14 protein-coding genes and 1 pseudogene are annotated in these 18,142 nt (G+C 74.0%); 11 read left to right on the top strand and 4 right to left on the bottom strand.

The window, feature by feature from the left end:
* Nucleotide 1: 1 nt before the first annotated feature.
* Nucleotides 2-922, bottom strand: a complete 921-nt coding sequence (locus ACZ7P3_RS12285) for an ATP-binding cassette domain-containing protein (protein WP_472080824.1) — start codon at nucleotides 920-922, stop codon at nucleotides 2-4.
* A 107-nt stretch (nucleotides 923-1,029) separates the two neighbouring features.
* Between ACZ7P3_RS12285 and ACZ7P3_RS12290 the strand changes: the two genes are divergently transcribed.
* From ACZ7P3_RS12290 to ACZ7P3_RS12300, 3 genes are all read left to right on the top strand, one after another.
* The gene (locus tag ACZ7P3_RS12290) at nucleotides 1,030-2,184 is read left to right on the top strand and encodes a sensor histidine kinase (RefSeq protein ID WP_472080825.1); all 1,155 of its coding nucleotides are present in this window, start codon (nucleotides 1,030-1,032) and stop codon (nucleotides 2,182-2,184) included.
* Between the two features lie 14 nt (nucleotides 2,185-2,198).
* Nucleotides 2,199-2,852, top strand: coding sequence for a response regulator (locus ACZ7P3_RS12295; protein WP_472080826.1), 654 nt, complete (start codon nucleotides 2,199-2,201; stop codon nucleotides 2,850-2,852).
* Nucleotides 2,853-2,977: 125 nt separating this feature from the next.
* Entirely contained in the window at nucleotides 2,978-4,135 is a 1,158-nt protein-coding gene (locus tag ACZ7P3_RS12300) for an ROK family transcriptional regulator (RefSeq protein WP_472080827.1), read from the top strand.
* Nucleotides 4,136-4,502: 367 nt separating this feature from the next.
* Here the strand turns inward: ACZ7P3_RS12300 and ACZ7P3_RS12305 are convergent, their stop codons facing one another.
* Nucleotides 4,503-5,264: a GntR family transcriptional regulator gene (locus ACZ7P3_RS12305; protein ID WP_472080828.1), complete on the bottom strand. Its 762-nt coding sequence runs from the start codon at nucleotides 5,262-5,264 to the stop codon at nucleotides 4,503-4,505.
* Nucleotides 5,265-5,715: 451 nt separating this feature from the next.
* Here ACZ7P3_RS12305 and ACZ7P3_RS12310 point away from each other — a divergent pair, with 451 nt between their 5' ends.
* Nucleotides 5,716-6,369: an NADPH-dependent F420 reductase gene (locus tag ACZ7P3_RS12310; RefSeq protein WP_472080829.1), complete on the top strand. Its 654-nt coding sequence runs from the start codon at nucleotides 5,716-5,718 to the stop codon at nucleotides 6,367-6,369.
* Between the two features lie 105 nt (nucleotides 6,370-6,474).
* The gene (locus ACZ7P3_RS12315) at nucleotides 6,475-7,305 is read left to right on the top strand and encodes an alpha/beta fold hydrolase (protein ID WP_472080830.1); all 831 of its coding nucleotides are present in this window, start codon (nucleotides 6,475-6,477) and stop codon (nucleotides 7,303-7,305) included.
* A gap of 87 nt (nucleotides 7,306-7,392) precedes the next feature.
* On the opposite strand, the pseudogene ACZ7P3_RS12320 reads toward ACZ7P3_RS12315, so the two are convergent.
* Nucleotides 7,393-8,223 (bottom strand): annotated as a pseudogene (locus ACZ7P3_RS12320) (EamA family transporter); the annotation flags it as partial.
* 47 nt (nucleotides 8,224-8,270) lie between these two features.
* Here ACZ7P3_RS12320 and pdxR point away from each other — a divergent pair.
* The 3 genes from pdxR to ACZ7P3_RS12335 all read left to right on the top strand — a co-directional run bounded on the left by pdxR (nucleotide 8,271) and on the right by ACZ7P3_RS12335 (nucleotide 13,090).
* Entirely contained in the window at nucleotides 8,271-9,701 is a 1,431-nt protein-coding gene (gene pdxR / locus ACZ7P3_RS12325) for a MocR-like pyridoxine biosynthesis transcription factor PdxR (RefSeq protein ID WP_472080831.1), read from the top strand.
* A 118-nt stretch (nucleotides 9,702-9,819) separates the two neighbouring features.
* Nucleotides 9,820-11,406 carry an alkaline phosphatase D family protein gene (locus ACZ7P3_RS12330; RefSeq protein WP_472080832.1) on the top strand — a complete coding sequence of 529 codons (1,587 nt, stop codon included), beginning with the start codon at nucleotides 9,820-9,822 and terminating at the stop codon, nucleotides 11,404-11,406.
* Nucleotides 11,407-11,644: 238 nt separating this feature from the next.
* Nucleotides 11,645-13,090, top strand: coding sequence for a GNAT family N-acetyltransferase (locus tag ACZ7P3_RS12335; RefSeq protein WP_472080833.1), 1,446 nt, complete (start codon nucleotides 11,645-11,647; stop codon nucleotides 13,088-13,090).
* 350 nt (nucleotides 13,091-13,440) lie between these two features.
* Here the strand turns inward: ACZ7P3_RS12335 and ACZ7P3_RS12340 are convergent, their stop codons facing one another.
* Nucleotides 13,441-14,658 carry a trans-sulfuration enzyme family protein gene (locus ACZ7P3_RS12340; protein ID WP_472080834.1) on the bottom strand — a complete coding sequence of 406 codons (1,218 nt, stop codon included), beginning with the start codon at nucleotides 14,656-14,658 and terminating at the stop codon, nucleotides 13,441-13,443.
* 59 nt (nucleotides 14,659-14,717) lie between these two features.
* Here ACZ7P3_RS12340 and ACZ7P3_RS12345 point away from each other — a divergent pair, with 59 nt between their 5' ends.
* The 3 genes from ACZ7P3_RS12345 (at nucleotide 14,718) to ACZ7P3_RS12355 (ending at nucleotide 17,979) form a co-directional block, all read left to right on the top strand.
* Nucleotides 14,718-15,197, top strand: a complete 480-nt coding sequence (locus ACZ7P3_RS12345; protein WP_472080835.1) for an Lrp/AsnC family transcriptional regulator — start codon at nucleotides 14,718-14,720, stop codon at nucleotides 15,195-15,197.
* A 57-nt stretch (nucleotides 15,198-15,254) separates the two neighbouring features.
* The gene (locus tag ACZ7P3_RS12350; RefSeq protein ID WP_472080836.1) at nucleotides 15,255-16,946 is read left to right on the top strand and encodes a DUF885 domain-containing protein; all 1,692 of its coding nucleotides are present in this window, start codon (nucleotides 15,255-15,257) and stop codon (nucleotides 16,944-16,946) included.
* A 355-nt stretch (nucleotides 16,947-17,301) separates the two neighbouring features.
* The gene (locus ACZ7P3_RS12355) at nucleotides 17,302-17,979 is read left to right on the top strand and encodes a hypothetical protein (RefSeq protein ID WP_472080837.1); all 678 of its coding nucleotides are present in this window, start codon (nucleotides 17,302-17,304) and stop codon (nucleotides 17,977-17,979) included.
* Nucleotides 17,980-18,142: the final 163 nt, after the last annotated feature.

Below are 18,142 nucleotides of genomic sequence, written 5' to 3' on the forward strand. Positions count from 1 at the left end.
GTCAGGCCTCCTGGGGCTGGGCGGCGAACTCGGCCTCCGCCGCGGTCAGGTCGAGATAGGCCTGCTCCAGGGTGGCCTCCTGGGCGGCCAGTTCCAGTACGGGGACGCCCGCCTCGGACATGAGGCGGCCGAGGTCGTCCACGCGCGCGTGCCGCACGGTCCACGTCCCGTCCTCGCCCCGGTCGGCGTCGTGGCCGTGGCGGGCGAGCAGGTCGCCGAGCGCGGCGGCGTCGGTGGTGCGGATCCTGACCCGGGGCTGCACGCGCGCGTGGATGAACTCCTGGACGGGAGTGTCGGCGAGAAGGCGGCCGCGGCCGAGGATCACGAGGTGGTCGGCGAAGGCGGCGGTCTCGCCCATCAGATGACTGGACACCAGGACCGTACGTCCCTGCGCGGCGAGCCGGCGCAGCAGCGTGCGGATCCAGACGATGCCCTCGGGGTCGAGCCCGTTGGCCGGTTCGTCCAGCAGGACCACCTCGGGGTCCCCGAGGAGCGCGGCCGCGATGCCGAGCCGCTGGCGCATGCCCAGGGAGTACGTCCTCACCCGGCGCCGGGCCACCGCGGCGAGTCCGGTCTCCTCCAGGATGCCGTCGACCCGGCGGACCGGGATGCGGTTGCTCACCGCCAGGGCCCGCAGATGGTCGTGCGCGGTACGGGAGCCGTGCGCGGCCCGCGCGTCCAGCAGGGCGCCCACCCGGTGCAGGGGCTCGCGGAGTTCGGCGTAGGCGAGGCCGCCGAGGGTGGCGGTGCCGGAGGTCGGCCGGTCGAGGCCGAGGACCAGTCTCATGGTGGTGGACTTTCCGGCGCCGTTGGGGCCGAGGAAGCCGGTGACGCGGCCGGGGCGGACGCTGAAGGTGAGGTGGTCCACGGCCCGCCTGGTGCCGTACTCCTTGGTGAGGTCCCGCACGTCGATGCTCGTCATGGCTTCAGCCTGGCCGGGCGCGCGGCCCGGGTCCTCCCCCGCCGGTGGAGACCGTCTCCCCCGTGCGGGGGAGGTCTGTTGTCAGTGCCGCCTGCGACGATGACTCCATGGCCCGGTTCCTGCGCCCGCTGCTTCGCGGCACGACGTACACGCGCCTGCTGCATCTGTGGGTGCCCATGCTGATCGTGAGCATGTGGCTGTTCATCGACATGTCGACGCCCTGGATGCCCGCGCTCTTCCTGGTGCCGCTCGGTCTGGTGCCCGCCGTGCGCACGGGCGAGGGTGTGCAGGCCCGGCTGCTGCTGACGCCCGGGGAGAGGGAGCCGGGCATCTCCGAGACACCGTCGGCGAGTTGGCGGGACCGGGCGCGCACGGTGCTGTGGCTGGAGCTGCGGATGGCCCTCGGCTGGGTGGCCACGGCGACCATGGTGGAGCTTCTGGACCTCACGTACATGCTGGGACGATGTGCCTGGGGACATGCGCCCTCCGGCGTCCCCCTGCTGGACCGGCTCCCGCCGGACCGGGCGTACGCCCTGCTGGTGCCGCTGCCGCTGCTCGCCCTGTACGGGGTCGTGGTCGGACTCGGCGTCTGCGTCACGGCGTGCGCGCGCCGGCTCCTCGGACCGTCCGCCGCCGAGCGGCTGGCCGCCCTGGAGGAGCGTACCGAGCAGCTGCTCGAACGCACCCGGATCGCCAGGGAGTTGCACGACTCCATCGGGCACGCCCTCACGGTGGCGGTGGTGCAGGCGGGCGCGGCGCGGGCGGCCGGCGATCCGGAGTTCACCGACCGGGCGCTGGCGGCCATCGAGGACACCGGCCGCACCGCCCTCGCGGATCTGGACCGGGTTCTCGGGGTGTTGCGCGAATCGGAGCGCCCCGCGAGCGCCCGGCCCACGCTGGCCGACGCCGGCCGCCTGCTGGAGTCGGCGCGCGCCTCGGGAGCCAAGGTCGACGCGGAGGTGACCGGGACCGTGGCGGCGGTGCCGGGGCCGGTCTCCCGGGAGGGGTACCGCATCCTCCAGGAGGCGCTCACCAATGTGCTGCGGCACGCGGGGGCCGTCCCGGTGCGGGTCCGGGTGTCCGTCACCGACGGCGCGCTCGCCCTGGAGGTCCGCAATCCGCTGCCGGCCGCGATACCCGGGCCCGGGCGGGGCAGCGGGCTGCGGGGCATACGGGAGCGTGCGGCGCTGCTGGGGGGCAGCGCCCGTACCGGACCGGAGGAGGGCGACTGGCAGGTGCGCGCGGAGCTGCCACTCGGCTGATCTACGCTGGCCGGATGCCGGTCACCGTTCTCCTCGTCGACGACGAGCCCCTGGTCCGTGCGGGTCTCCGGGCCGTGCTGGACGCGCAGCCCGACATCGAGGTGGTGGGTGAGGCGGCCGACGGTGCGGCGGTCATTCCGCTGGTTCGACGGCTGCGGCCGGACGTGATCGCGATGGATGTCCGGATGCCGCTGATGGACGGGATCGAGGCCACGCGGGCGGTGCTGCGCACCGTCGACGCACCGCCCAGGATCCTCGTGGTGACCACCTTCGAGGACGACGAGTTCGTGTACGAGGCGCTGCGCGCGGGCGCCGACGGCTTTCTGCTGAAGCGGGCCCGGCCGGCCGAGATCGTTCATGCGGTGCGGCTGGTGGCGGAGGGGGAGTCGTTGCTGTTCCCGGCGTCGGTGCGCCGGCTCGCCGCCCGGTACGGGGGCGCCGGCGCATCCCGCACCCCGCTGGCCGAGGCCGGGCTCACGGAGCGGGAGGCGGAGGTGCTGCGGCTCATGGCGCGGGGGCTGTCCAACGCGGAGATCGCCGCGCGGCTGGTCGTCGGGACGGAGACGGTGAAGTCGCATGTGAGTGCCGTGCTGGCCAAGCTCGGGGCGCGTGACCGGACCCAGGCGGTGATCGCCGCCTACGAGTCGGGGTTCGTCGCGCCGGGCTGATCCCGCGGACTGCCGGACCGGCGGGGCCCGGTACCCGCCGGGGTGGGCGGGGCCCGGCACTCGCCGGGGTGGGCGGGGCCGAGTACGATCCGCCCCAACACGCCCGCGAGCTGGGAGGACGGACGGTGGGGCAGCTGACCGGCGGCGATCCCTCGCTGCTGCGAAGGATCAATTCCGCGGTGGTGCTGCATGCGCTGCGTGCCACGGACTGTACGACGCTCACCGAGATCACCCAGGTCACCGGGCTGTCCCGGCCTACCGTCGAGGGGGTCGTGGAGGGGCTCATCGAGGCCGGGCTCGTGGTCGAGATGGCGGCCGAGGAGGGCCCGGCACGCCGCCAGGGACGGCCCGCCCGCCGTTTCCGGTTCCGGGCCGAGGCCGGGCATCTGCTGGGTCTGGAGATCGGCGCGCACCGGGTCGCGGCACTCCTGTCCGACCTGGACGGCCGGGTGCTGGGCACGCAGGCCAAAGAGGTGGACGAGACGGCCTCCGCGGACGAGCGGCTGGACCGGCTGCGCGGTGCGGTCGCCGAGCTGCTGCGGCGGGCCGGGGTCGCGCGCAGCTCGCTGCGGGCGGTGGGCGTGGGCGCGCCGGGCATCGTGGAGGCCGACGGCACGGTACGGCTTGGCACCGCGCTGCCGCAGTGGACCGGTCTCAGGCTCGGCGAGCGGCTCAGCCGTTCCTTCAAGTGCCCGGTGCTGGTGGAGAACGACGCCAACGCGGCGGCCGTGGCCGAGCACTGGAAAGGTGCGGCGGCGGAGACGGACGACGTGGTGTTCGTGCTGGCCGGGCTGAGCCCTGGGGCGGGCTCGCTGATCGGCGGTCGGCTGCACCGGGGGTACGGCGGGGCGGCCGGTGAGATCGGCGCGCTGCATCTGCTGGGCCGGGAGGCCACCCCGGAGACGCTGCTGTCCACCACCGACGAGCCGCTGCACCCGTTGGACGAGCAGGCGGTCGCCGAGGTGTTCGCGCTGGCCCGGGAGGGCGATCAGCGGGCGCGTGCGGCCGTGGAACGGTTCATCCAGCGGCTCGTGCACGACGTGGCCGCGCTGGTGCTGGCCCTCGACCCGGAGCTGGTCGTGATCGGCGGCTGGGCGGCCGGCCTGGACGGTGTGCTGGAGCCGCTGCGCCGCGAACTCGCGCGCTACTGCCTGCGCCCGCCCCGGGTGACGCTGTCCCAGCTGGGCGAGGCGGCCGTGGCCACGGGCGCGCTGCGGCTGGCCCTGGACCATGTCGAGGAGCAGTTGTTCGCGGTGGACGGAACGGCGACGGCACGCCGCTGATCCGTCCGCCGACGCCCCGGACCCCACTCGATCGACCGCCGCCGACCCGGCCCGGGCCTCACTGATCCGGGCAGCCCCCGGCCCGGACCCGACCCGACCGATCCGGCAGCCGTCCCGGCCCAGGCCCAAGCCCACTGATCCGGACAGCCCCCGGCCCGGACCCGTCCCAACCGATCCGGCAGCCCCCGGCCCAGGCCCAAACCCACTGATGTGGGCAGCTCCGGCCCCAGACCCGACGCCACTGCTCCGGCACCACCCCCCCCCCCCCCCGCCCGGTCATCACCCGGTCGGCCGACACAGGCACCGTTCCGTCGTGAAACGCCGCGCGCCCCGGTGGAGTACCGGGGCGCGGTGGGAGGGAGAGGGCTCAGGAGGCCCGCTGCTCCGGGTCGTGGTGTATCTCCACGTCGGGCGAGTCGCCGAAGGTGAGCCGGCAGGTGTCGGCCCGGTAGGTCGCCACGGAGAGGGCCGCGGTGCGCCCCTCGGCGAAGAAGCGGGTGGTGACGACCAGGACGGGCGAGCCGGGCAGCCGGTCGAGGTCCTTGGCGTCGTCGGCGCGGGCCGAGCCCAGTTCGACGGCGCGGTCCTGGCCCTCGAGGTCCAGGCGCTGCAGTTCGCGCAGCACCGCACGCGCGCGTGCCGGTCCGGACGGGGCGTCGATGGCGGAGAGGTCGGGCACCGAGGCGGACGGGATGTAGAGCAGTTCGGTGGCGACGAGCTGGCCGTGGGACGTCCGGGAGCGGCGCACGACGTGCACGGGCTCGCCGGCGCCGCTCTCCAGGGCGGCGGCGACGGCCGCGGGCGGCGCGGACCGAGCGCTGTCGGCCGGCTGCCAGGCGTCGTCGGCCGCCCCCGGCCAGGCGTGCTGCCGGGTGCCGACGGCCACGCCCACGCGCGGGGGCGCGACGGTCGTCCCGACGCCGCGGCGGCGCTGCAGCCGGCCTTCCAGCTCCAGCTGTTCGAGGGCCTGTCGGAGCGTGGCGCGGGCCACGCCGAAGCGGGCGGCGAGGTCCCGCTCGTTGGGCAGGATCTCACCGACCGAGAACTCGGAGTCCAATGCCTCACTGAGCACGGTCTTGAGATGCCAGTACTTCGGTTCCGGCACCGATTCCAGCTGCGTGGTCCCCACCCTGTCCTCCGCAAGAGCCGTGGTCCGGCGGTTTTTAGCGCCCTTGTTTATTAAAGGTTGTTGCACTTCTCTGCGACCATAGGGCGGCCGTCACCCTTGGTCAAGACCAATCCTCGTTCCCTGCGGCAATACACAGGGACCGCGCCGCGGAGCGTTCACGAGGCGTTCGTACGCGGTCGCATGTGTGACATCACGGCAAAGCCCTCGTCGCAGGGCGGGGGTCTCGCGGTACGCCGCCCCGGGAGGTGCCGGCGGGCCCGCCCGGCGAGCCGCCGTACCGCCGCCGCTTCGCACCCGAGGAGGTGGCGGTCCCGGCGTGGGGAGGCCCGGGCGCCTCGCCCCTCCGACACGGGTGAAGGTGTCCAGGAGGAATCGGCACCTTCCGGACCGGCCCGGACCACAATGTCCGCGGACCGCCGGTGGCCGGCGGCCGGAGTCCGGGAGGTGACCGATGCGGTACGCGGTGCTGGGCACGGGCGAGGTGGGCCGCACACTGGGCGGCCGGTTGGTGGAGCTGGGCTACGAGGTGACCCTCGGATCACGTACGAAGGACAACCCGGTCGCGGTCGAGTGGGCCACGGCCGCGGGCGGGCGGGCGCACGCGGGCGCGTTCGCCGATGCCGCCGCGGCGGCCGACGTGGTCCTGAACGCGGTGAGCGGCCGGGTGGCGCTCGATGCCCTGCGGGCGGCGGGTGCGGAGCATCTGGCCGGCAAGGTCGTGGTGGACGTGTGCAATCCGCTGGCCTTCGAGGACGGGCAGCCGCGGCTGGACCCGGTGGAGTCGGACAGCGTGGCCGAGCAGATCCAGCGGGCCTTCCCGGACGCACGCGTGGTGAAGACGCTGAGCACCGTGAACTGCCAGGTGATGGTGGATCCGGGGCGGGTGCCCGGCGACCACAACCTGTTCGTGTGCGGTGCGGACGCCGGCGCCAAGCGGCAGGTGACGGAGCTGCTCGGGGAGTTCGGCTGGCCGGCCGGGCGGGTGCTGGACCTGGGCGGGATCCGGTCGGCGCGGGCCATGGAGATGCTGATGCCGCTGTGGTTCGGTCTCTACCGGAAGTTCGGGCACACGGACTTCAACGTCGAGGTGCGCCGGGCCCGCTGAGACCGGACGCGGACGGCACGCGGGGCCGCCAGGGGCTACCCGCCGGTAGCAATTGCTGACAAACTTTCTACGGCGTCCGTCAGCAGCCCAGACGAGGAGCACCCCATGTCCGCCACCGTCTCCTTCAAGGTCCCCACTCCGCACGGTCCGAAGGACGTGACCGTCTCCTACGCGCGCGTGGGACGCGGCGAGCCGCTGGTGCTGCTGCACGGCATCGGCCACCACCGGCAGGCCTGGGACCCGGTCGTGGACATCCTCGCGACGGAGCGCGACGTGATCGCCGTGGACCTGCCGGGCTTCGGCGCGTCCCCGGGTCTGCCGGGCGGCCTCGACTACGACCTGCCCACGACCAACTCCGTCCTGAGCGCCCTGTTCGACGAGCTGGAGCTGGACCGCCCGCACGTGGCCGGCAACTCGCTGGGCGGCCTGCTCGCCCTGGAGCTGGGCCGGGAGAAGCTCGTACGGTCCGTCACCACCTTTTCCCCGGCCGGTTTCTGGACGGAGGCCGAGCGGCGCTACGCCTTCGCCGTGCTGCTCTCGATGCGGGGCATCGCCCAGCGGCTCCCGCTGCCCCTGGTGGAGCGGCTGTCGCGCACGGCGGCCGGCCGTACCGCGCTGACGAGCACCATCTACGGCCGTCCCGCGCGCCGTTCACCCGAGGCCGTGGTCGCCGAGACGCTCGCCCTGGCGGGGGCCACCGGGTTCGACGCGACCCTGCGGGCGGGCACGACCGTACGGTTCACCGACGATGTGCCGGGTCTGCCGGTCACCGTGGCCTGGGGCACCCGGGACCGGCTCCTCGTGCGCCGCCAGGGCATCCGCGCCAAGACGATCATCCCCCGCGCCCGGCTGGTGCGGCTGCCCGGGTGCGGACACTGCCCGATGAACGACGACCCGGCGCTGGTGGCCCGCGTCATCCTCGACGGCAGCCGCTGACCGGCGCGGCCGCATGGTGCCGGAGCCGAGCACGACCCCGGCGCCCACCAGGGCGCTGCCCACGGCCTGCGCGGGCCCGTAGGCGCCGGTGCCGACGAACGGGGCGGTGCCGGCGGCGGCCACCGGGATGAGCCCGGAGAACAGCGTGGCCCGCTCCGCGCCGAGCCGCTGCAGGCCCATGTACCAGCACACGAAGCCGACGACGGTGACGACCGCCGCCTGCCACAGCAGCGCGGCGGTCTCCGTGGCATCGGGACGGCGCAGCCAGGCGCCGCCGTCCAGGACCGCGGCGACCAGTGCGGCCTCGGCGGCGGCCACGGCGCACACGGTCGCGGACAGCAGTCGCGGCCCGAGCGGCCGAAGCACCGGCACGGCCAGGAGCGCGAACCCCACCTCGCCGCCCAGCGCGCAGGCCGAGAGGGCGATCCCGGACCCGTCGGTACGGCCCCAGCCCTGCACGGCGAAGGCTCCGGCGGCGACGAGCAGCGCGCCGTACAGCACCGGGCGCTGCGGCCGGCGCCCGGCGAGGAGCGGGACGAGGACGGCCACCACGACCGGTGCGCAGCCGACGAACACACCGGGGACCGCGGGTTCGGCGCTGCGCTCGGCGGCGATCACGGCCAGGTTGAAGCCGACCATGCCGATGCCCGCCAGCAGGGCGAGGCGGACCCACTGCCGGGCGCCGAGTGCCCGCAGACGCCGGGGGCCGTCCCGTCCCGCGAGCGGGGCGAGCAGCAGACAGGCCAGGGCGTAGCGCAGGAACTGGCCGCCGGCGCGGGGGTAGTGGCCCAGAACGCTGTTGGCGGTGAAAGAACCGCCCACGAGCACACAGGCGAGGGCGGCGAGCAGGGCTCCGCGGGCCGTGCCGGCCCTGCTTCGGGCGGTCGTGACCGTGCCGCGGACGGTGGTGGCTTTCATGGTGGTGACGCTAGGAAGCACGGCGGTCCGGTTTAAGGTCCACTTCCATGACGTCTTCGGGGACCACTGCGGGCGGCCCTGCCGGTTCGGCGGCGTGGGAACTGCTGCTGCCCGCCGCCTCGGCACGGCCACGCGCGCGTGGCCGTGCCGTCCAGGCGGCGCTGCGCGAGGCGATCCGCTCGGGCCGGCTCGCGCCGGGCACACGCCTGCCGTCCAGCCGGGACCTGGCCGCCGACCTCGGGGTGTCACGGGGCCTGGTCACGGAGGCCTACGAGCAGCTGACGGCCGAGGGGTACCTGCGCAGCGGCCGGGGCGCGGGCACCTGGGTGAGCGAGGCCGTACGGGCCGCCCGGCCCCGCGCGCTCGACCTCGCTCCCCGCTCCCCCGGCACCCGCGTCGACTTCGTCCCGGGGACACCGGACCTGTCGCTGTTCCCGCGGGCCGCCTGGGCCGCCGTACAGCGCGCCGTGCTGGCGGAACTGCCGCACGGCGAGTTCGGCTACCCGGACCCGCGCGGGCTGCCCCGGCTGCGCACCGCGCTCGCCGCGCTGCTCGCCCGCCGCCGGGGCGTGGTCGCCGACCCGGAGCGGATCGTGGTCGTCTCCGGTGTCGCCCAGGCGAGCAGCCTGGTCGGATCCGTGCTCCGCGCGCGCGGGATGCGCACGATCGGGGTCGAGGACCCGGGCAGCCCCCAGCACGACGGCCTGTACGCGGCGGCCGGTCTGGACGCCGTACCCCTGCCGCTGGACGAGGACGGCCTGGCCCTCGGCCCGCTGGGCGCATCGGGTGTACGGGCCGTGGTGACGACGCCCGCCCATCAGTACCCGACCGGGATCGCGTACTCCGCGCGGCGCCGCACCGAACTGCTCGACTGGGCGCGGTCGGTGGACGGCCTGGTGCTGGAGGACGACTACGACGGGGACTTCCGCTACGACCGCGCTCCCGTGGGCGCCCTCCAGGGCCTCGATCCGGAACGCGTCGCCTACATGGGCTCGGTCAGCAAGTCCCTCGCGCCCGCACTGCGGCTGGGCTGGCTGCTCGTACCCGCGGCGCTGACGGAGGAGATCGTGGAGCGCAAGCGGACCATGGATCTCGGTCATCCCTCCCTGGACCAGGCGGCCTTCGCGCGCTTCCTGGAGCGCGGTGACTACGACCGGCAGCTGCGCCGCTGCCAGCGTGCCTACCGGGAGCGGCGCGACGTCCTGGTCGCGGCGCTGGCCGAGCACTTCCCGCGGGCGAGGGTGTCGGGGATCGCGGCGGGTCTGCACGCCATCGCCGAACTCCCCGGACGTCACGGCCCGCAGGACGGCTTCCTGAAGCGGGTCGCCGACGCGGGGATCGCCGTGCGCCCGCTCAGTGCCCGCACGCACGCGGGTGCCGACGAGGACGGTGTGCGGCTGGTGCTCGGGTACGCGCATCTGCCGCCCGCGCGGATCCTGGCGGGCGTACGGCTGATGGCCGAGGCGCTCGCCGGCTGACCGGATCCCACCGGGGCCCGGGCGGCCCGCTGTTCACTTGTGGTTCGCGTGCGCGCCGCAGCGCACCAGTAGGTGTGGTTCTGCACACCGGCCGGATCCCTTTCCTGGAGGCGCAGCCATGACCCCTCGTCCGCTCCCCGGCCGCCGCAGCGTGCTGCGCGGCTCGCTCGCCGCGTCGGCGGCCCTGACCCTGCCGGCCGGCCTCGGCGCGGAACCGGCGTTCGCCCTCTCCGGGCGCCCTGGGGCGGGCTGGGGCGTGCAGACCGGCGACGTGAGCGCCGACTCGGGCCTGGTGTGGGTGCGTTCGGACCGGCCGGCCCGGATGATCGTGGAGACCTCGGCCACCGGGTCGTTCCGCAGCCCGCGCAGATGGCAGGGACCGCTGCTGGGCGCCGGCACGGACTTCACCGGCACCACGCGGCTGCACGGTCTGCCCTCCGGCGAGCAGATCCACTACCGCGTGCTCCTCGCCGACCCGGACGACCCGCGGCGCACCGGCGAGCCCGTGACCGGCACCTTCCGCACGGTGTCCCGGCACCGCCGGGACGGCGTGCGGTTCCTGTGGTCGGGCGACCTCGCCGGTCAGGGCTGGGGCATCAACCCCGACCGCGGCGGCTACCGGATCTACGACGCGATGGCCAAGCTGGACCCGGACTTCTTCCTGTGCAGCGGCGACAACATCTACGCGGACGGCCCGCTCTCCGCCACCCAGGACCTGCCGGACGGCAGCACCTGGCGGAACATCACCACCGAGGAGAAGGCGAAGGTCGCCGAGACGCTCGCGGAGTACCGGGGCAACTTCCGCTACAACCTGCTCGACGACAACCTCAGGCGGTTCAACGCCCAGGTGCCGTCGATCATCCAGTGGGACGACCACGAGGTGCGCAACAACTGGTACCCGGGCGAGGTCATCGCCTCCACCGACACCCGGTACACCGAGAAGAGCGTCGACGTGCTGGCGGCGCGTGCCCGGCGGGCGTTCGGCGAGTACTTCCCGGTCTCCACGCTGCGTCCGGGTGCGCGGGAGGGCCGCGTCTACCGGGTGCTGCGCCAGGGCCCGCTGCTGGACGTGTTCGTGCTGGACATGCGGACCTACCGGAACGCCAACTCGGCCGACGACCAGACGGCGGACCCGCAGGGCATCCTGGGCCGTGAGCAGCTGGAGTGGCTCAAGCGGGAGCTGTCCCGTTCCCGTGCGGTGTGGAAGGTGATCGCCGCGGACATGCCGCTCGTCCTGGTGGTGCCCGACCCGATGGAGAACAAGGCGAACTTCGAGGCGGTGGCACAGGGCGACCCGGGTGCCCCGCTCGGCCGTGAGCTGCAGATCGCCGAGCTGCTGCGCTTCGTCAAGCACCACCGGATCACCGGCACGCTGTGGCTGACGGCGGACGTGCACCACACCTCGGCCCAGCACTACCAGCCCTCGCGGGCCGCCTTCACCGACTTCGAGCCGTTCTGGGAGTTCGTCTCCGGGCCGCTGAACGCCGGTGCGTTCCCGGCCAGCGCGCTGGACGGAACGTTCGGTCCGGAGCGGGTGTTCGTGAAGGCGCCGACCGCGTCGAACGTGTCACCCGCCGGCGGCTACCAGTTCTTCGGCGAGGTCGACATCGACGGCGGCAGCGGTGAACTCACCGTACGGCTGCGCGAGCAGGACGGCACGGTGCTGTTCACGCAGACGCTGCAGCCGGGGCGGGTGGGCCAGTAACGCGCGGGCGAGGCCGATGCGGCCGGGCGGTACGGAGGCTCGGGGGACCTGCCGGCCGTGGCGGCGGACTGCGCCGAGCGGTCGGGGGCACACGGTCCAGGGCACACAGCCCGGGGCGCGCGGTCCGGACCGACCCCCAGAAACAGTAGAAAATGCAACAAAAAGGACGAAGGCACGCTTTACTCATCGGTCACAAACCGTTCGTGATCACGCAACACCGTTCCTTCACAGTGGGTGCATGACTCCAGACATGTCTCATGTGACCCGGGCCCGGCACGGACGGCCCGTACACCACTGGCGGCGGGACCTCGTCGAACTCGCCGCCCTGTTCACCGCCGTGGCAGTGGCGGACGCGGTGGCGAACCTGATCGGGCACGGGCCCGACGGTCCGGCGCTGCTGGTGATCTCGGCGATCGTGCTGACCGCGACGGCGGGGTTCCACACCTGGTGGGCACGGCGCCACGGGCATGCACCGCCCGCGGACGATACCGGTGCCCGGCCGGCCGCCGCACCGCGGTCGGCCGGGCCCGCAGCGCAGGCGGACGCGACGGCGCAGGACGTGGCCGGGGCGAGTGCGCTGTGGCGGATGCGGACGACGGTGAAGGACGAGCCCGGTTCGCTGGCCGCGCTGTGCACGGCGCTGGCCGGGCAGCGGGTCGACATCCTGAGCCTGCAGACGCATCCGCTGGCCGACGGCACGGTGGACGAGTTCCTGCTGCGGGCGCCCGAGGCGCTCACGGCGACCGAGATCACGCGGGTGGTCTCGCTGGCCGGCGGCGCCTTCACCTGGATCGAGCGGGCCGACGCCCACGACCTGGTGGACGCCCCGACCCGGGTCCTCGGTCTCGCCGCGCGCACCGCGCTCGACGCCGCGGAACTGCCCTTGGCGCTGCGGCAGCTGCTGGGCCGCTGCACGATCCGCTCGCTGCCCGCCACACCCGTCGGCGGCGGCCGCGGCCCGGATCCCGTGCCGGTCGAGGGGGTCCTCGAGGACACCGTGCTGAGGCTGCGGGCGCCGGAGGGCGGCGTGCTCACCGTGGAGCGGCCGTACCTGCCGTTCACGCCGACCGAGTTCGCGCGGGCCAGGGCCCTGGTGGAGCTGGACAGCCGGCTCGGCCCGCGGATCCCGCGCAGCCAGGACGTGCTGACGCTGCCCGAGGGCAACGACATCACCGTGCGCCGGGTGGACACCGGGGACCTTGCCGCGGCGAGGGCGATGCACGAGCGGTGCTCGCAGCGCACCCTCGGCCTGCGCTACCACGGCCCGGTCGTCGACGCCGAACGCTATCTGAACCACCTGCTCAGCCCCCGTTTCGGGCGGACGCTCGCAGTGCAGACGGCCTCCGGCCGCATCGTCGGCCTCGGGCATCTGCTGTGGGACGGCGACGAGACCGAGGTCGCGCTGCTGATCGAGGACGAGTGGCAGCGGCGGGGCATCGGCGCCGAACTGCTCGGCCGCCTGGTGGCGATGGCGGTGGAGGCGGGCTGCGAGAGCGTGTACGCCGTGACCCAGGCCTCCAACACGGGGATGGTCGCGGCGATGCGCGGACTCGGGCTGCCCCTGGACTACCAGATCGAGGAGGGCACCCTGGTCATCACGGCCCGGCTGGAGGCCACCGCGGTCGTGGCCCGGCCGCCGTACGACGGCCGGGCGCGGCTCGACGGAGCGGCCCGCCGCGACTGAGGCCCCTGCACGACCGACGGCCCGGCGGCCACCGCCGGGCCGTCGGCATCGCGGCGATCGCCATCGGGCCGTCGGCATCGCGGCGACCACCACCGAGGCACCGGCTTTACAGCGACCACCACCGAGCGATCGGCGTCACAGCGACCACCACCGAGCCGCCGACGCTCCAGCAATCACCGCCAGGCCGCCGATGCTCCACCGGCCACCGCCGGGCCATCGATGCTCCACCGACCACCGCTGAGCCGCCGGCGTCACGGCGACCACCACCGAGCGATCGGCGTCACAGCGACCACCGCCGAGCCGCCGACGCTCCACCGGCCACCGCCGGTCCGTCGGCGTTCCGGTGGCCGTCAGCCCGCGTTCTCCCAGAGCCGGGCGGCCTCGTGCCGCCGTGCCGGCGTCCGGGTCCGCTCCCCCAGGGCGTTGTCCAGGTCCATCCACAGGTCGTCGACGTCCTCCAGTCCCACCGACAGCCGCAGCAGCCGGTCGCTCACCCCGGCGCCGCGCCGGTCGTCGGCGTCCACGATCCGGTGGCTGATGGACGCGGGGTGCTGGATGAGCGTGTCCACGCTGCCCAGGCTGACGGCCGGGGTGATCAGCCGGACCCGGGAGATCACCTCGTGCGGGTCGCCCTTCACCTCGAAGGCGATCATCGCCCCGCCCAGGCGCGGATAGCAGACACGGGCGACGCGCGGGTCCGCGGCGAGCCGGCGGGCCAGCACGGCGGCGCTCGCTGAGGCGGCCCGGACCCGCACGGGCAGCGTGGACAGGCCTCTGAGCAGCAGGTAGCCCGCGAGCGGATGCAGCACACCGCCGGTGGCGAAACGTATCTGCCGAAGCCGTCCGGCGAACTCCTCGTCGCAGGCCACCACCCCGGCCAGCACATCGCCGTGACCGCCGAGGTACTTGGTGGCGCTGTGCAGCACCAGCCGTGCGCCCTGCTCGGCGGGACGCTGCAGGACGGGCGTGGCGAAGGTGTTGTCCGCGAGCAGCGGCACCGAGCCGCAGGCGTGGGCGACGGCCCGCAGGTCGACCTCGGCGAGGGTCGGGTTGGCCGGGGACTCGACCATCACCAGACCGGTGTCGGGCCGCAGCGCGTCGGCGACGCCGGCCGGGTCGGTCCAGGTCACCTCGGTGCCGAGGAGCCCGGCGGTCAGCAGATGGTCGCTGCAGCCGTACAGGGGCCGTACCGCGACCACATGGCGCAGGCCCATGGCGGACCGGGCGAGCAGGACCGCGCTGAGCGCGGCCATGCCGCTCGCGAAGGCGACGGCGGACTCCGTGCCCTCCAGACGGGCGAGCGCGGTCTCGAAGCGGGCGACGGTCGGATTGCCGAGGCGGCCGTAGACGGGCGGACCGACCGGGTCGGCGCCGTCGGTGGCGAAGGCGTCGATGCGGGCGGCCTCGGCCCGGCTGTCGTAGGAGGGGTAAGTGGTGGAGAGGTCGATCGGCGGAGCGTGCAGCCCCTGCCGGGCCAGGTCGTCACGGCCTGCGTGCACGGCCTCAGTGGCCAGTGCTCTCGATGCGGTGCGTACGGCGTCGTAGGCACCCGTGCTCGCTGCGTCCATGGCGGAAGGTTGAACACCGGACGGCCCACAGGGGCCCGACACCGTGCTACGTTCGGCCAATGGCTGAATCCGTCGTACTGGATCCGGTGGATCTCCATCTGCTGCGGCTGTTGCAGAACGACGCCCGGGCCACCTACCGGGACCTCGCCGCTCAGGTGGGGGTGGCGCCGTCGACCTGTCTGGACCGGGTGACCCGGCTGCGCCGCTCGGGCGTGATCCTCGGGCATCAGCTGCGGCTGGATCCGGCCAGACTCGGGCGTGGCCTGGAGGCCCTGCTGTCGGTGCAGGTCAGACCGCACCGGCGGGAGCTGGTGGGGCCGTTCGTGGAACGGATCCGGGCGCTGCCGGAGTCCCGGAGCGTGTTCCATCTGACCGGGCCGGACGACTACCTGGTGCATGTGGCCGTCGCGGACATGACGGATCTCCAGCGGCTGGTGCTGGACGAGTTCACGGCTCACCGGGAAGTGGCCCGGGTGGAGACCCGGTTGATCTTCCAGCAATGGGACTGCGGGCCCCTGCTGCCTCCGGCCACGCCCTGAGCTGAATCAGTAATACACGGGTGACGCAGGGATACTCCCCGTACGAGGATGGGCGGCATGTCTGAGATCCAGAGCCTGCTGCCCCGCCAGGTCGCCGACGCATACGTGGACGACCTCATCGCCCTCGACCCCGTCACCGGTACCTACCTCGGTGTGAAGGAGAGTTCGAGCAGGCTGCCCGACTACTCGCCGCAGGGCCAGGAGGCCCTCGCGGAGCTGGCACGGACCACCCTCGCCAAGCTCGACGAGGCCGAACGGCTCCCGGGCGCGGACAGTGACGTCGAGCGTCGCTGCGGGCGGCTGCTGCGCGAGCGGCTGACCGCCGAGCTGGCCGTGCACGAGGCCGACGAGCATCTGCGCGCGGTCGGCAACATGGACACTCCCGGCCACTCGGTGCGGGACATCTTCACGGTGACGCCGACGCAGACGGAGGAGGACTGGGCGGCGGTCACCGAGCGGCTGCGCGCGGTGCCGGCCGCGCTCGCGGGCTACCGGGAGTCCCTGGCGCTCGGTCTGGAGCGCAAGCTGTACGCGGCACCGCGGCCGACCACGACCTTCATCGGGCAGCTCACCGAATGGTCGGACACCGACGGCAAGGGCCGCGGCTGGTACGAGGACTTCGCCGCCGCGGGTCCGGACACGCTGCGCACGGAGCTGGACGAGGCGGCCCGTGCGGCGACCGCCGCCCTGGTGGAGCTGCGGGACTGGATGCGGGACGTGTACGCGCCGGCCGTCGAGGGCGCCCCGAACACGGTGGGCCGCGAGCGGTACGCCCGCTGGTCCCGCTACTTCAACGGCACCGACCTGGACCTGGACGAGGCGTACGCGTACGGCTGGTCGGAGTTCCACCGCATCCTCGGCGAGATGAAGCAGGAGGCGGAGAAGATCCTGCCCGGTGCCGGGACGCCGTGGGTGGCGCTGGCGCACCTGGACGAGCACGGCCGGCACATCGAGGGCGTCGACGAGGTCCGGGAGTGGCTGCAGGGCCTGATGGACCGGGCCATCGAGGATCTGGACGGCACGCACTTCGAACTCGCCGAGCGGGTGCGGAAGGTGGAGTCCCGCATCGCCCCTCCCGGCGGCGCCGCGGCCCCGTACTACACGGCCCCGTCGGAGGACTTCTCGCGTCCCGGCCAGACCTGGCTTCCGACGATGGGGCAGACCCGGTTCCCGGTGTACGACCTGGTGTCCACCTGGTACCACGAGGGTGTGCCCGGGCATCACCTGCAGCTCGCACAGTGGGCGCACGTGGCCGAGGACCTCTCCCGCTACCAGGCCACGGTGGGCGGGGTGAGCGCCAACGCCGAGGGCTGGGCGCTGTACGCGGAGCGGCTGATGGACGAGCTGGGCTACCTCACCGATCCCGAGGAGCGGCTCGGCTACCTGGACGCGCAGATGATGCGGGCGGCCCGGGTGATCGTCGACATCGGCATGCACCTGGAGCTGGAGATCCCGGCGGACTCGCCCTTCCACCCCGGTGAGCGCTGGACCCCGGAGCTGGCGCAGGAGTTCTTCGGCGCGCACAGCAGCCGGCCCGCGGACTTCGTGGAGAGCGAGCTGACCCGGTACCTGACGATTCCGGGCCAGGCGATCGGCTACAAGCTCGGTGAGCGGGCATGGCTGCTGGGCCGGAAGAACGCCCGCGAGCGGCACGGCGAGGCCTTCGACCTGAAGGCCTGGCACATGGCGGCCCTCTCGCAGGGGTCGCTGGGCCTGGACACGCTGGTGGACGAGCTGTCCCGGCTCTGACCTTCCCTGGGTCTCAACGCCGGAACCTCTCTCCGAGTTGATGACCTGGCCGGTGACCCGGCCCGGCTTGTCGGTGGTCGGCCACGCGATGAGCCGGGCCGGGTCGTCCGGCGCACAGGACAGGACAGCGCGCCCCACAGACCCCACGCGCTCCGCATACGCCCCGGGCACCCCGCGCACGCCCGGCACGGCCACCCCACGCAGCCACCCCGCACACGCCCGCACAGCCGCCCCGCACACGCCCCGCACAGCCGCCCCGCTCGGCGCTCGGCCGTACGGCCGTCTCCCGGTGGCGGGCGGGGTGGGCAAGCGGCTTGCTGGTGTACGGGGGCGATGCGGAGGAGGCGGGCCGGGCATGCAGGGAAAGGGGCCGGGGCAGGAGGCGCTGGAGACCCCGCGCGCCGCGGGGCTGGCCGGAGTCGTCTTCGCGCTGCTGCTGGCCGCGGCGATCGTACTGATCCGGCTGGGGATTCCCGAAGGGGCCGACGCGGTCACCGTCCAGGGGTTCACGAACCCCGGGCGGCGCAGCGCGGTGCAGACCGCCCTCGCGCTGGTACCGTTCGCCGGCATCTTCTTCCTGTGGTTCATCGGCGCCGTACGGGCCCACGTCGGGGCGGCCGAGGACAGATTCCTCGCCACCGTCTTCCTCGGCAGCGGCGTCGTCTTCACCGCCACGATGTACGGGGCGGCCGCGGCGGCCGCCGCCGTACTCGCGCTCGCGCACCCCTCCGGTGGCACGCCCGTGCCGTCCGCCTGGGACTTCGGCCGGCATCTCGCGTACACGCTGATGACGGGATACGCGATGCGGATGGCGGCCGTCTTCGTGTCCTCGATGTCGGTGATCGGACACCGTCTCGGCGTGCTGCCGCGCTGGCTGACCTTCCTGGGCTACCTCACCGCCCTGACGCTGCTCTTCGTCTCGTCGAACGTCCCCTGGGCGGAGCTGGTCTTCCCCGCCTGGTCGCTGGTGCTCAGCGTCCACATCCTCGTGGCCGGCCATCGCGCCGGATCACGGGCTGCCGCGCCGGAATGACCGGACCGGCGCCCGCCGGAGCGCGGCCGCGCGGCCGCTCACCCGAACGGCGTGCCCCCGCGCGCGCGGCCCCGTCGCCGCTCCCATGCTGGCGAACGGGACATGACCGCCGTCCGGGGATGCCCGCGCGAAACGTGGTGGTACGCACCGGACCTGGCCACCG

This window comes from Streptomyces sp. NPDC107581, from assembly GCF_055657175.1.

What these genes read in the sequence shown, in the direction of transcription:
- ACZ7P3_RS12285 (WP_472080824.1), bottom strand. Translation starts at nt 922, where the DNA reads ATGACGAGCATCGACGTGCGGGACCTCACCAAGGAGTACGGCACCAGG.
- ACZ7P3_RS12290 (WP_472080825.1), top strand. Translation starts at nt 1,030, where the DNA reads ATGGCCCGGTTCCTGCGCCCGCTGCTTCGCGGCACGACGTACACGCGC.
- ACZ7P3_RS12295 (WP_472080826.1), top strand. Translation starts at nt 2,199, where the DNA reads ATGCCGGTCACCGTTCTCCTCGTCGACGACGAGCCCCTGGTCCGTGCG.
- ACZ7P3_RS12310 (WP_472080829.1), top strand. Translation starts at nt 5,716, where the DNA reads ATGCGGTACGCGGTGCTGGGCACGGGCGAGGTGGGCCGCACACTGGGC.
- ACZ7P3_RS12315 (WP_472080830.1), top strand. Translation starts at nt 6,475, where the DNA reads ATGTCCGCCACCGTCTCCTTCAAGGTCCCCACTCCGCACGGTCCGAAG.
- pdxR (WP_472080831.1), top strand. Translation starts at nt 8,271, where the DNA reads ATGACGTCTTCGGGGACCACTGCGGGCGGCCCTGCCGGTTCGGCGGCG.
- ACZ7P3_RS12330 (WP_472080832.1), top strand. Translation starts at nt 9,820, where the DNA reads ATGACCCCTCGTCCGCTCCCCGGCCGCCGCAGCGTGCTGCGCGGCTCG.
- ACZ7P3_RS12335 (WP_472080833.1), top strand. Translation starts at nt 11,645, where the DNA reads ATGACTCCAGACATGTCTCATGTGACCCGGGCCCGGCACGGACGGCCC.
- ACZ7P3_RS12340 (WP_472080834.1), bottom strand. Translation starts at nt 14,658, where the DNA reads ATGGACGCAGCGAGCACGGGTGCCTACGACGCCGTACGCACCGCATCG.
- ACZ7P3_RS12345 (WP_472080835.1), top strand. Translation starts at nt 14,718, where the DNA reads ATGGCTGAATCCGTCGTACTGGATCCGGTGGATCTCCATCTGCTGCGG.
- ACZ7P3_RS12350 (WP_472080836.1), top strand. Translation starts at nt 15,255, where the DNA reads ATGTCTGAGATCCAGAGCCTGCTGCCCCGCCAGGTCGCCGACGCATAC.
- ACZ7P3_RS12355 (WP_472080837.1), top strand. Translation starts at nt 17,302, where the DNA reads ATGCAGGGAAAGGGGCCGGGGCAGGAGGCGCTGGAGACCCCGCGCGCC.